This window comes from Streptomyces sp. Ncost-T10-10d, assembly GCF_900091955.1.
GTDB lineage: Bacteria > Actinomycetota > Actinomycetes > Streptomycetales > Streptomycetaceae > Streptomyces.
Window position 1 is genome coordinate 1 of record NZ_FMDF01000032.1, and the last position, 11649, is coordinate 11649.

Annotated in this window: 16 protein-coding genes and 3 pseudogenes; 7 read left to right on the plus strand and 12 right to left on the minus strand. The window is 67.6% G+C overall.

Annotated elements, in window-relative coordinates:
• Positions 1-156 precede the first annotated feature (156 nt).
• The 7 genes and pseudogenes from GA0115254_RS02800 to GA0115254_RS02830 all read right to left on the minus strand — a co-directional run bounded on the left by GA0115254_RS02800 (position 157) and on the right by GA0115254_RS02830 (position 4255).
• Positions 157-720 carry a dihydrofolate reductase family protein gene (locus tag GA0115254_RS02800; protein WP_093893658.1) on the minus strand — a complete coding sequence of 188 codons (564 nt, stop codon included), beginning with the start codon at positions 718-720 and terminating at the stop codon, positions 157-159.
• Between the two features lie 286 nt (positions 721-1006).
• Positions 1007-1411, minus strand: a complete 405-nt coding sequence (locus GA0115254_RS02805; RefSeq protein ID WP_093893659.1) for a hypothetical protein — start codon at positions 1409-1411, stop codon at positions 1007-1009.
• A 169-nt stretch (positions 1412-1580) separates the two neighbouring features.
• A complete protein-coding gene (locus GA0115254_RS02810; protein ID WP_093893660.1) occupies positions 1581-2003 on the minus strand; it encodes a hypothetical protein in 423 nt (140 codons plus the stop codon).
• A pseudogene (locus GA0115254_RS45510) lies at positions 2000-2643 on the minus strand (transposase); the annotation flags it as partial. The pseudogene GA0115254_RS45510 and the gene GA0115254_RS02810, both read right to left, overlap by 4 nt.
• A 335-nt stretch (positions 2644-2978) precedes the next feature.
• A complete protein-coding gene (locus GA0115254_RS02820; protein WP_093893661.1) occupies positions 2979-3377 on the minus strand; it encodes a hypothetical protein in 399 nt (132 codons plus the stop codon).
• 15 nt (positions 3378-3392) lie between these two features.
• Complete coding sequence (locus GA0115254_RS02825; RefSeq protein WP_141720757.1) at positions 3393-3716, minus strand: hypothetical protein; 324 nt, start codon at positions 3714-3716, stop codon at positions 3393-3395.
• Positions 3717-3757: 41 nt separating this feature from the next.
• Entirely contained in the window at positions 3758-4255 is a 498-nt protein-coding gene (locus tag GA0115254_RS02830) for a hypothetical protein (RefSeq protein WP_093893663.1), read from the minus strand.
• Between the two features lie 199 nt (positions 4256-4454).
• Between GA0115254_RS02830 and GA0115254_RS02835 the strand changes: the two genes are divergently transcribed.
• The 3 genes from GA0115254_RS02835 (at position 4455) to GA0115254_RS02840 (ending at position 6190) form a co-directional block, all read left to right on the plus strand.
• Positions 4455-5327, plus strand: coding sequence for a nucleoside hydrolase (locus GA0115254_RS02835; protein WP_218105501.1), 873 nt, complete (start codon positions 4455-4457; stop codon positions 5325-5327).
• A complete protein-coding gene (locus GA0115254_RS44160; RefSeq protein ID WP_176739952.1) occupies positions 5324-5479 on the plus strand; it encodes a hypothetical protein in 156 nt (51 codons plus the stop codon). The genes GA0115254_RS02835 and GA0115254_RS44160 overlap by 4 nt, the downstream gene beginning before the upstream one ends.
• Positions 5480-5641: 162 nt before the next feature.
• Positions 5642-6190, plus strand: coding sequence for a hypothetical protein (locus GA0115254_RS02840; protein WP_141720758.1), 549 nt, complete (start codon positions 5642-5644; stop codon positions 6188-6190).
• A gap of 95 nt (positions 6191-6285) precedes the next feature.
• Here GA0115254_RS02840 and GA0115254_RS02845 read toward each other — a convergent pair whose 3' ends face one another.
• Both GA0115254_RS02845 and GA0115254_RS02850 read right to left on the minus strand, forming a co-directional pair.
• Positions 6286-6567, minus strand: a complete 282-nt coding sequence (locus GA0115254_RS02845; protein WP_218105502.1) for a hypothetical protein — start codon at positions 6565-6567, stop codon at positions 6286-6288.
• A gap of 95 nt (positions 6568-6662) precedes the next feature.
• Positions 6663-7498: pseudogene (locus GA0115254_RS02850) on the minus strand (IS5 family transposase).
• A gap of 242 nt (positions 7499-7740) precedes the next feature.
• On the opposite strand from GA0115254_RS02850, the gene GA0115254_RS02855 reads away from it, so the two are divergent.
• From GA0115254_RS02855 to GA0115254_RS02870, 4 genes are all read left to right on the plus strand, one after another.
• A complete protein-coding gene (locus GA0115254_RS02855; RefSeq protein WP_256102366.1) occupies positions 7741-8721 on the plus strand; it encodes an AraC-like ligand-binding domain-containing protein in 981 nt (326 codons plus the stop codon).
• A 133-nt stretch (positions 8722-8854) separates the two neighbouring features.
• Positions 8855-9265: a peptidoglycan-binding domain-containing protein gene (locus GA0115254_RS47170; RefSeq protein WP_305135890.1), complete on the plus strand. Its 411-nt coding sequence runs from the start codon at positions 8855-8857 to the stop codon at positions 9263-9265.
• Positions 9266-9324: 59 nt separating this feature from the next.
• The gene (locus tag GA0115254_RS02865) at positions 9325-9780 is read left to right on the plus strand and encodes a peptidoglycan-binding domain-containing protein (RefSeq protein WP_256102367.1); all 456 of its coding nucleotides are present in this window, start codon (positions 9325-9327) and stop codon (positions 9778-9780) included.
• A gap of 62 nt (positions 9781-9842) precedes the next feature.
• Positions 9843-10217 (plus strand): peptidoglycan-binding domain-containing protein, encoded by a 375-nt coding sequence (locus GA0115254_RS02870; RefSeq protein WP_093893666.1) that lies wholly within the window; start codon positions 9843-9845, stop codon positions 10215-10217.
• A gap of 416 nt (positions 10218-10633) precedes the next feature.
• On the opposite strand, the pseudogene GA0115254_RS02875 reads toward GA0115254_RS02870, so the two are convergent.
• From GA0115254_RS02875 to GA0115254_RS02880, 3 genes and pseudogenes are all read right to left on the minus strand, one after another.
• Positions 10634-11007: pseudogene (locus GA0115254_RS02875) on the minus strand (hypothetical protein); the annotation flags it as partial.
• A gap of 70 nt (positions 11008-11077) precedes the next feature.
• Positions 11078-11212 (minus strand): hypothetical protein, encoded by a 135-nt coding sequence (locus GA0115254_RS45525; protein WP_256102368.1) that lies wholly within the window; start codon positions 11210-11212, stop codon positions 11078-11080.
• 24 nt (positions 11213-11236) lie between these two features.
• Positions 11237-11649: ester cyclase (locus GA0115254_RS02880; RefSeq protein ID WP_218105503.1), on the minus strand; the 413-nt coding region annotated here is incomplete at its 5' end.

Here is an 11649-nt window from a genome sequence, read left to right on the forward strand (position 1 = left end):
CCCACTAGGGCAGAAAGGGCAATCTGCCTAGATCAAATGCCTTCTGAGCAGGGTCCGGTAGTGGTGGATGTGAAGCCGCACTGCCGGCTGTCCACCCCAGTGGTGGCGTTCACGTTCGCGTGGACCCGGCAGGTGGTCGAGTCGCGTGACGGGCGCTCAGCGCCTCGTCTCGTACCTGGTCAGGATCACGCCGCAGGGAAGCGTCCGCGTCTCCACCAGGTTCAGGTTCACCCAGCTGTCCAGCGCTGTGAAGAGCGGCGTGCCGCCGCCCACCAGGACCGGCGCGGTGGCCAGCACGTACTCGTCAATCAGCCCGGCCCGCATGGCCGCCCCGGCGAGCGTCGCGCCGCCGATGTCCATCGGGCCGCCGTCCTCGGCCTTGAGCCGGGTGATCTCGGCGACCGCGTCGCCGGTGACCAGGCGGGTGTTCCAGTCGACCTTGTCGATCGGCGAGGAGAACACCACCTTCGACATGTCCCGCCAGCGGCGCGCGAACTCGATCTCCGCCGGGGTGGCGTTGGGCTGCTGGTCGGCGGTCGGCCAGTAGGAGCTCATCGTCTGCCACAGCTTGCGTCCGTACAGCGACAGGTCGGTCGCCTGCAACTGGTCGGACCAAAACTGGAACAGCTCGTCGCTCGGCACGCTCCAGCCGATGTCGTCGCCGGGCGCGGCGATGTAGCCGTCCAGGGTCAGGTTCATGCCGTAGATCAGTTTCCGCATGGCGTCAGCCTTCCGTGAGTCGGTCTCACGAGTACAGACCGGCGCGGCGCGGGAAACTCATCGGTGCGCTCTGAGCTCGCATGTAGTCCTCGTGCTCGGTGGCTCAGCCGCAGACTCATCGTTCCGCCGAGGAAATGGCATCGATCTGAGAGGGCGGTATGTGAGGTCCCAGCCGTTTTGCCCTTTGGTTTGGGGTGAGCGGCCCGGTCGCGGGTTCGCGTTGAACCATGCCGCCGTGCTCAGGAACCGGCGAGGCCCCCGTCATCTCGGCGGGGGCCTTCAACTGTTACCAACTGTTCCTGTGGGCGCTGTAGCGATGGCGGGTCGGGGGGATATCGATGTCAGGGTCGTACTTCGTGGCCAGGAGGGCGGCGCGGGTCCTAGACCGTGCGGCCCTCTCGTCGCGCTTGGCCAGGCCCCCGATGCATTCGCTGTGCGCGCAGCAGTAGCGGTAGATCGCGAAGCTCCGGCGGATCTTCTGCGGCCTCGGTCGGCGTCCCTCTCTAGAGGCGGTGGCGAGTTCGGCGGTGGAGTACCGCAGGTCGTAGACGACGGCCGCACGGTGCGGTCCGCTGACATGTCGCCAGAAGGCGTACGGGCGGTCGTCCTCGACCCGGCAGGCGCGTTCGTAGCGGCGGGCGCGTTCGTAAGGTGTCTGCTTGTACGGGGTGTGGTGGGCGGTCCGTGCCACAGCGGGCTCCGATCTTCCCTGGAGTGTCCAGGGACTACCGGAAGCCGAAGGCGGTATTGCCTCTGTCAGCCATGCCGACGATTCTATGCAGTGTCAACTGCATGGCGGAGACATAAAGAAGCGCCCGCGCAGTCCGGTCAACCGGTTCGACCCCGGTGATGTCGGTCGGCTACGGCCGGAGCTGGGTGAACAAACCTGGCGCGGTCTCGGCCAGGATTCCGCGGCCGGCCAGCCGTTTGAGTTTGAGGCGGACGTTGTTGATGTTGTTGGGCGCGACTGCCACGTCCATCGCCTCGCACACCTGCCGGGCCCGCAGCGGATGGTCGGCGGCGGTGAACACCGCCGTGATCTGCTGGTAGGCCGGATGGTCCGGCAGCTTCGGTGCCGGCAGCGCGGGCGGCCCGGGGTCGGGCAGTTCCAGCAGTGTCTTTCGGGTGATCCGGACTCCTTCGGCGGCCCGGCCGAGTTCGTCGAGCCGTGTGGTCAGCTGCGTGATCTTTTCCCGCGTCTCCTCGGCCTGCGCGGTGATCTCCCGTTCCCGTTCTTCCAGCCGTGCCAGCACTGCGCCGAGGGTCAGCTCCCCGCCACTCACGCGGTGCGCCAGGCCGGTGTGGTCGCCGCGGTCAGTCGGCGCAGTATCACCGCGGTCATCGCCCAGTACACCCGCGACTCCGAGTTGCGGGGCAGGTGCTCGTAATCGCGTACCAGCCTGCGGTGCAGCATCAAGATCCCATAGGCGCGCTCCACGACCCACCGCTTGGCCTGGGGAACGAACCCGGTCCGCGCGGGATTGCGCTCCACGACCTCCACCCCGATGCCCACCTTCTGCCCGTGCGCGACGACGGCGTTCTTGAAGCCCTGGTCGACCAGGGCCTTCTCCACGGTGTCAGTGTCGGCGGCGACCTTGTCCAGCAGCGCGATCCCGACGGCGTTCTCATGCGCCGACGCGGCCACCACGACCACCGCGATCACCAGCCCCAGAACGTCAACGGCCAGGCCGCGCTTGCGGCCCAGTACTTTTTTGCCGCGTCACGCCCCGTCGACTCAGCAGGCACTCCGGCCGCCGCGTGCACGCTCTGGGTGTCGACCACCACCAGGCTCGGGTCCGCCTTCCGGCGCGCCATTTCCCGCACCTGCCAGCGCAGCAGGTTGTGAATGGTCTGATCGATGCCGTCGTCACGCCAGGTGTAGAAGTAGTACTTCACCGCGCCGGGCGGCGGAAAGTCGTGCGGGTCGCGTGAAACCGGGTGCACCTGGCGCCGTTTACATGCCGCTCAAAGAGCTGTCCGGCCGTTGCCCGAAGCGCGCTGACGACCGCCGCTCATCACCTTCCGCACCGACGGTATCCGGTCTGCCGGCGCGGCGAACCTGCTGCTGGAGAACGGCTTGCACGCGATCCACATGAGCCGGGGGCTCGTCGACCGGCGTGCCGGCGGCAAGCCGCTCACCACTCGGTGACCGGCTTGCCGCCGACCCCGGCCCACGCACGTCGTAGCCACCGCGTACGCGTACGGAACAGGCCGGTGGGCCGCACCCCTGGAGAGGGTGCGGCCCACCGCTGCGTCACCTATGGTGTCGTCGCTTCGTCGACAGCCGTGACGATGCTCAACGCCATGGCGTCGAAGTTCTCCCTGAAGAAGCTTGTCTTGTTGTAGAACCCCTCCTCGGAGAACGCCCCGCCCCTCACGACGAACGTCGTGGCCACCGCGGTCAGCGCCGAGTGGATGACGTGCAGTTCGTGCGCGGTCAGTGTGAAGTCGCGGGTGGTCTTGTGATCACCCGCGAGCCTTTCGGCCAGGCGGTCGATCTCCTCCTGATCCGCGTTCAGCTGTACGGCGACGGCCTCGTCGGAGTACCCCCACCCCTGGAGCGTCCGCAGCGCCTCGAGCATCAGGTCGGTCTGGGGCGACGTGAGGCGTGTCCTGAACGCCCCCTCGACCTCGGTCAGCTTGATCTGTGTTCTCAAACCGGTCTGTCCTCCTCAGCTGGACGGAAGTGGATCGAACTTCTCGAGGAACTTCTCCTTGGTCATCCGGTACCCGTGGATGTACCGGTCCTTGATGATGACGAGGACCCCCTTCGCCTCGTCGAAGGCGACGGTGTTCTTGGTGGTGGGGTCGATGTGGGTGGCCTTGCCCCGCCACTTGGCCCAGTACTTGGCCGGTTCCTCGATGTTCGTGCCGATGCCGGGGATGGCGTGGTCGATGGCGTTCTTCGTCGGCTTTCTTCGTCGGCTTTCCGCACTCTTGCGACCACCCTCAGCGATGGCGGGCAGAGCGGTATCACGGGGTACCCGCGTACCCAACCAGCTGCCGTGACCTGTGACGTGGACCAGAACGGACAGCCTCACAGTGACATCCAGCAGTAAAGCAGTTCGCCGGCGTCCTGGGCCCTCCTGGCGAGCAGGATGAGTTCTTCGGCCAGTGGCTGCATGTCCTCGACGCGTGCGCCTCGAAGTTCCTCCGCCCGTACCCATCTGGCGACGATGGCCGGTACTTCGCCGTCGCGTACTCCTGCCAGCGTGTCCCGTGCCGGGGGATGGAGTTCCGATACCCACGGTCCCGTCACCCACGGGTCGTCCTCGTCCGCGGGGCTGATCGGGCCAACAGGAGCCGGGGATGACGGCCACACGGTCGTCTCCTTCAGCAGGTCCGCTCGCCACTCGATCTGATGGATGGCGGCGATCAGCTGCGCCAGGACGACGGACGGATCCACACCCTTGGCTTCGACGCCGTCGAACACAGCGGGTTCCGCGAAGAGCGGGGACCCGCCGTCCGTCTGCTCCAGCACTCGCACCACCGATGCGGAATCCGCCGCGCGGAAGTAGTCGGTCAGGACACCCATCGCTCTTCTCCAGTCCCGGGTTCGTCTGTGGTGCTGTGACCGAGAAGGTTAACCGGGTTGGCGCCGATGGGGTCGCAGGGCCGGGCGCCGCCGAGCCGGGTGAATACGTGACGTCGCCGCCGAAGAGGAGGTGGCCGAACGCGCCCGCCTCGCCGATATTCCGTTGGTGACGCTCCGTCGGATCGGTACGGTCGCGGACATGGCAATCCCGATCGCGCTCGACATGGAGACCGGCGACCCCGACGACGTCTTCACCCTGTGTGCCCTCGCGACCCATCCGTGGGCGCGCCTGGTGGCCGTGACGGTCATGCCCGGATCGGATGAGCAGGTCGGCATCGTCAAACACCTCCTCGGGCGCCTCGGGGTGACCGCGCCGGTCGGCGCGTACCGGCCCGGCGTTGACGTGAAGCCGGTGTCGGGCTTCCATCGCCGATGGCTTGGGAACGTTCCGCTTCGCGAACCCGACGCCGAGGCCTGGCAGCTGCTCCGGGACGTCTTCGTCAGCGGGGACGCGACGCTGCTCACGGGGGCGCCGCTGAAGAATCCCGGCATGCTCCTGGAGCGGAAACCGGACGTGCGCATCGCCCGCTGGGTCGCGCAGGGCGGCTTCGCCGGCGACTCCGTCGTCCCGCCCGAACACCGGCTCCCCAAGTTCGAGGGACGCGAGACCTGCCCGACGTTCAACTTCAACGGCGCTCCGGAGGCCGCGTTGAAGCTGCTGGGGTCGCCCCACGTCGGTGAGCGGGTGCTCGTCTCGAAGAATGTCTGCCACGGCGTTATCTACGACAGCGCGATGCACGCCGCCCTGTCGGCGCGGCGGCTCACCCCCGGGATGGCGCTCGTCCGGGAGGGCATGGGGGTCTACCTGGCCAAGCGCCGCGCCGGCAAGGCCTTCCATGACCCGCTCGCGGCGGCCGTGGCGCTCGACGAATCCGTCTGCGCGTTCCGCGAGGTCGAGGTGTACCGCGAGCGCGGCGCCTGGGGTGCGCGTCCGACGGCCGGCACCCGGACGCGGATCTCGGTCTCGGTCGACCACGCGCGATTCCTGGACGTCCTCACGGCCACCGGGTGACAGCCTTCGCTCTGAGCGAGCTGAAGGAGCCTCTGTTCCCGGACGCGAAGCAGTTGGACAGCCTGCGGTCCCGGCTGTCCGCCCAGGGAGGCTTCTGTGCTCAGGTGGCTGAGCAACTGCTGAGCGAGGGCGCCGTGGGCGAGGAAGGATAGTTCCGGCCCTGGTCAGGGACGTTGCGGTCGGCGACGCGCCGACGGAGTGAGACGTCGAGGGCCAGGGTGGGGGCTCGTATTCGAAGAGGTACTACTGGGTCATTTCAGTAGATCTGGATCCTCCACCCCCCTGGACGCGCCTTCCCTTCTAGGCTCACTGCCGTGGATGCTGGACTTGCGGGACTGATCGGCGCTCTCGGTGGAGGTCTCATCGGCGCTGCGGGGGCGTCGATAGCTGCCTTGATCGGCTTCCGTGGCGCCCGCTATCAAGTGGATCGACAGACCGCGGCTACGCACGAGCAGTGGTTGCGTCAAATCCGGCGGGACCTGTACGTCAAGTTCATCGCTGACTGCCGTACTTGTTGTAATCAGATGCGTGACGCGGTCAACGATGCCGGGGAGGTGGACACGGCGGGAGTCCAGCGGTGGGCGGAAGCGGCAGCGGCCGTGACCGAGGCGTATCGGTCAATGGAACTTGAGGCCCCTGACCCTCTGGTGAGGCTCGCCGAGAGGCTAAGGACCATGAGCGGACCGGACTCATCCGTCCGGGAGGCCGCAAGAACCGGCACCACACTCTCGCATCAAGACAACCTACGCGCAGAGCAGCAGCTGATCACGTACTACGAATTGGTGAGACTGTTCGTAGTGGCATGCAGGGAGTCCCTTCAGGGCGAGCAGCCGCCCGACTCTTTCGTTCCTGTCACGCTCTGAGGGTCGCTCGAGAGCTGGGTACGGGGACGGCCCGCCGCGGTGGTGTCCGGGGCGGGCCGTACGGGGCGCAGCCGTCGAGACCGTGTGAGGGCGGGTCAGGTGAGGCGGCAGGAGTCGGCGGCGGGCTGCTCGTCGGCGAGGAAGATCGTTTGCGCCATCATCTTGAAGCCGCTCATGCCCTCGCGGAACGTCTCGACGCTCTCCTCGGGATGGACGGAGTCGATGACGGTGTGGGGGCCGTGGGCGTTGAACTGGTGGGAGACGCCCCGGGGGACCTGCATGTCGGCCCAGGAGTTCGGGGTGACGTGACAGTTGCCGGGGTCGCGGAAGCCGAGGACGTCGTGGACCTCGTTCTCGTCGTCCGGGGTGATCTTCATGGTGGTGGCGGGTATGCGTCTGCTCCGTTCGGTAGCGAGGCGTGGGCTGGAGGGGGCCGTACGGGCGTGCCGGCGGTTAGGACTTGTCCGGTCGATCACGTCCGGAGCCAGATGACGAGGGCGGTTGCGGTGACAGTGCCCAGGTAGACATAGCCGCGCTTGTCATAGCGAGTTGCGACCGCTCTGGCGTGCTTGAGCTTGTTGATGGCCCGTTCGACGGTGTTGCGTTTCTTGTACCGCTCCTCGTCGAAGCCCGGCGGCCGTCCGCCGTGTGAGCCAGGCGTCTTGCGGGGCCTGCCTGGCCCGGTTCGCGGGACGCGGATCTTCTCCAGCACGGGCTCGAACTGCGTGCAGTCCGCCCGCTGTCCTGGTGTGACGACCAGGGACAGCGGGCGGCAGCGGCCGTCCGCGCTCAGGTGGACCTTGGCGGTGAACCCTCCGCGCGAGCGGCCCAGGCCCTCGCCACCAGCACCACCTCCGCCAGGTGGCCGACGAGGCTCCGCCACGGTGTCTCGTCCTGGTGTTCTGCCGGCCCAGCCCCCTTTGAGGCCAGGGCCGGCGACGGGTCGGTGCGGGCACCGGCCGCGTGCTGGTGGGCCCGCACGATCGTGGAGTCGACGGAGACATCCCAGTCGATGTCGCCGGCCGCGTCGGCTTCCGCCTGGACCTGCTGGAGCAGTCGTTCCCAGGTCCCGTCGGCCGACCACAGCCGGTGACGCTCGTAGACCGTCTTCCACGGCCCGAACCGCTCGGGAAGATCACGCCACCGCACGCCGGTCCGCACCCGGTGCAGGATCCCGTCGATCACCTGCCGATGGCCCCGCCACCGGCCACAACGCCTGTTGCTCACCGGCAGGAACGGCCGCAACCGCTCCCACTCGGCATCCGACAGATCACCGCGCTCTTCCCCCCTGCCCGGAACAACGACCAAAGCAAGTGATAGTCACATGATCGGGCGGACAAGTCCTACTGGACCAGGTCGAGGCCCTCCGGCGCCAAGTCGCTCTCCGCACTTCAGAAGCCTCGTAGCGCCGCAACACCCCGACACAACACCCCGACAACCGGCTGCTCCTTGAAAGAGCCGAGCGCGCCACTTGATCATGCTGTCCTGGCGGGAATCTTCACGATTTCCGACCAGGACAAGCACGCAGGGGGCGTTATATGTGGTCATTCATGTCAACGGACGGGATTCCGCCGGAAGAACGGTTGGACTGGTACTCCGACATCGTCTCGCGCGAGGTGATGCCCGCGGCGCTCAGCAGCGAGCGGCCCGCCGAATTCCAGGGCGAGTCGGCGGTGTTGGACCTGGGCGACGTCCGCGCGACGAGGGCGTCCATGTCGCCCCTGCGCTCGCGGCGCACGGCCGCGATGATCCGGCGCGGTGACCCGGAGCAGTACCAGCTGGCCCTTCTGCTCAAGGGTGCCGCGTCGCTGGCGCAGCACCGGAACGAGTGCACCATCGGAGTCGGCGACCTGATGCTCTGGGACACCTCGCGCCCTTCCGACTACCGGATGCCCGCCGCGGGCGGCCAGGTGCGGGTGTCGATCCTGCTGTTGCCCCGAAACATCATGCCGCTGCGCACCCAGCGCCTGGACCGGATGCTGGCCCGTCGCATACCGGGCGACCGGGGCCTGGCCGCGATCCTGGCGTCCTACATGACCTCACTCGAAGGCCACGGCGCCGATTGCGGTCCGCGAGAACTGCATCGTCTCGGCACGGTCGCCGTCGACCTCGCGACGGCCTGCCTGGCCCAGCACCTGGACGCCGAGGACCGGCTTCCTGCCGAAGTACGGACACAAGCGCTGGTCCAACGGATCCACGCGTTCATCGAGCACAACCTCGGCGATCCGGAGCTGAATCCGCCAGCCATCGCCGCCCACCACAACATGTCGGTGCGCACTCTGCACAAGCTCTTTCACGACCAGGGGGAGAGTGTCCACGCCCGGATACGCCGGCGCCGTCTGGAGCGGTGCCGCGCCGACCTCGCCGACCCCGGGCTCCGCAGCCGCCCCGTGAGAGCTATCGCCGCCCGCTGGGGTTTCAGCGGACCGGTGCTCTTCAGCCGTTCCTTCCGCGAGACGTTCGGGCTCAGCCCGACCGAGTTCCGTGCGCTGAGCATCAACGATTCCCGCGCCGAGCGTTCAGCGCGGTGACTGATTCCGGCCTAGATTTCGATGTCGTCGGAGCAGGAAGGAAGCCCCGGCGCCGATGGCGGACTCAGGCTGTCACTCCGGCCGCCATGCCGTCTGCCTTCGCCATTTTTCAACACGTCTGGAGAACACGCACGTGAAGCGCACTTTGGCAGCCCTGACCACTCTCGCCGCAGCCGCCGGAGGCATCCTGGTCGGTGCTCCCGCCGCCTCGGCGGCCGACGGCTACTGCACCACGTCCTCGGGCGTCACCCAGGGCGCCTACTGGACCTCCGTCCCCACGACCAGCGGGGGGTCCACCTCCTGTGTCATGGGCCCGGGCTCCAGCGGCGCCGGTGTCGATGCACTCCAGGCCGCCCTGATCCTTTGCTACGGCATGGACGTCGGGGGCAGGGACGGTGTCTACGGCGCCAAGACCGAGGCGGCCGTGAGATCGCTGCAGCGCGCGACCGGACAGACAGCCGACGGGATCTACGGCCCTAACACCCGGAACGTCGTGGAATGGCGCTGGTACACCAACCCCGGCGCGAAGTGCGACCGACTCTGACGCCCTTCGGCTCGGAAACGACACTCGACCGGCACAGCATTCATCAAGGGGGAAACACCGTGAGGAAGAAGATCGCTTCTCTGGCCGCCATCGCCGTCATGGCGGGAGGCCTCAGCCTGACCACGGCCGGAACCAGCCAGGCGGCCGTCCCGACCCGGGCCTCGGTCACCTCCGCGACATCGGTCGCGTCCGTGGCGGCGACCTACTACAACTTCGGCCTGTCGATCGACCAGGGCAAGTACATGCAGTGCTGGCTCAACTACTACGGCTGGGGTCCCCTGACCGTGGACGGCCAGCTGGGCACCGCCAGTTGGAAGTCGTTCCAGCGGTTCCTCGCGCAGTACTACGGCTACAACGGTGCCATCGACGGCATTCCGGGGACGAACACGATCAAGGCGCTGCAGCTTGTGCTGGCCCGCTTCTACGACTACACGGGCCCGATCGACGGCATCGCCGGCCCCGCCACCGAATCGGCCTTCCGTAGTATGGCCGACGCTCGCTGGATGCTCTGCTGACCCAGGCCCCAAAGGCCCCTCGGCGGTCGCCGGGCCGCACTCCCACCGACAAGGGGCTGAAGATGAACATCGCCAAGAAGGCGGCCGTGACGCTGGCCGCCGCGACCCTGCTCGCGGGCGTCGGCGGCATCGCCACCGCGACCGGCGCGTCCGCCACTTCCATCGTCGGCCCCTGCGCCAACTACAGCATCAGCAAGCCCTACCTCAGCCAAGGGAGCTCTGGTGCCGCGGTGCAGGAGCTGCAGTGTGAGCTCAACCTCTCCATCGATCCAGACAACGGCTACACACTGGACATCGACGGCGGCTTCGGCCCGCGTACCAAGAACGCGGTGCTGAAGTTCCAGGCCTGCGTGGGCATCCAGCAGGACGGCATCGTCGGCCCCGCGACCTGGTCGTGGCTGGACTGGTACAGCAAATCGGCGTACTACGCCTGCTGATAACCGCCGGAGAGACCACAGGGAAGCCCAGGAAGCCCCGGGGGAGTCCCACGACCACCGCCGCACCCCTTCCGCCCAGCCCATGCGCGGGCCGGAAGGGGTGCGGCGGTGCCGTTCCGTTGGAAGACCGTCTACGAGCTCCATCGCCGCCGGTCGGCGGACGGAACCTGAGACCGCACCCTGCAGGCGGTCCGGCCCGGCCGCCGATCGCGCGGGACGGGGCGACTGGTCCATGGTCAGTATCGACTCGGCTTCCTGCCGGGCCCACCGCAACGGGCTGACGCCTGGAAAACCCAGCCCCGGCCCCGAAAAGGGCGGCGCCCCGGCACAACCGCCCCGATGGGGGGACCCGGACGGTGCCGCCGCGGGGTGCGGAACGCGCTCGTCAAGAGGGATCCAGCCGCGTCAGGAACCCTCCAGGCGCGCAGCTGACGGCCAATCAGCTCCACGTTCAGCGCGCCAGAAGCAGCGTCCCGCACCAGCGAGACTGCCTCCTTCGGCGGGTAGTCGAGCCGACACCCGTTCAGGGCCAGGTACGCCTCAGCAGAGTGCCAGGCGAACGCCTCGTTGGAGTGCTCCAAGCACGGCGACTTCACCAGTGTCTGCAGCAGCGCCGCGCCTTGAGATACAGGGAGCCATAGATGTTGCGTTCCAGGGCGGCGGCATTGACCTGAGCGACTGCCGCGTAGAGCGGACCGTAATCGTCCACCTGCGGATCGCCTGGCAGCAGCTCGGCAGCAGCTCCCTCTCGGTAGGAACGGTTCTGGTCCCAGCGGGGCGCACCGGCCAGCGCAACCACCCGGTTCAAGGGGACCCGAACCGGGCGGTGCCGCCCGCCGGGCTTGAGCGCCAGCACCCCTTCACCTCCTCTTGAGGAGGGTGGGGTGGCGCAGGCCCTCGTGGGGGCGGTGGTGGTAGTGGATCAGCCATTCGTCCAGCAGGCCCTGCAGCTTGGCGACGCTGAAGCAGGCCTCGATATCGGCAGCGGGTCCCACGAGGGTGGAAGCTGAACGCTGAGCTCAGCGCCCGGAGCGGTTGAGTGAAGATACGCCCCACAGCTCGGCGATGCGGCCGTCCTGCACCCGGAAGATCTCCATCATCGAGGGGGGAGCCTGTTCCTCAATACCCGCCGGGATGCCGTGCAGGGTCGTGCGGACTGCGGCTTTGTCTGCGTCCACGAGCATGTCCTCGACGATGACCTGGATGTCGGGGAACATGGTGTGGAGCCCGCTCCACGCCTTCACAACGCTCTCGATGCCAACGGTGCCCAGAGGGTGACTCACGAAGTCGGTGGAGAAGATCGTCTCTGCCGCAGTGAGGTCACGGGTGTTGAACGCCTCATACATGCGCTGAGCGATGGCTCTTACGTCGTCTGTCATCTCACGCTTCCTGTTCGGAACATGGGCGTGGATCAGCTTAGCTTGGCGTTTAA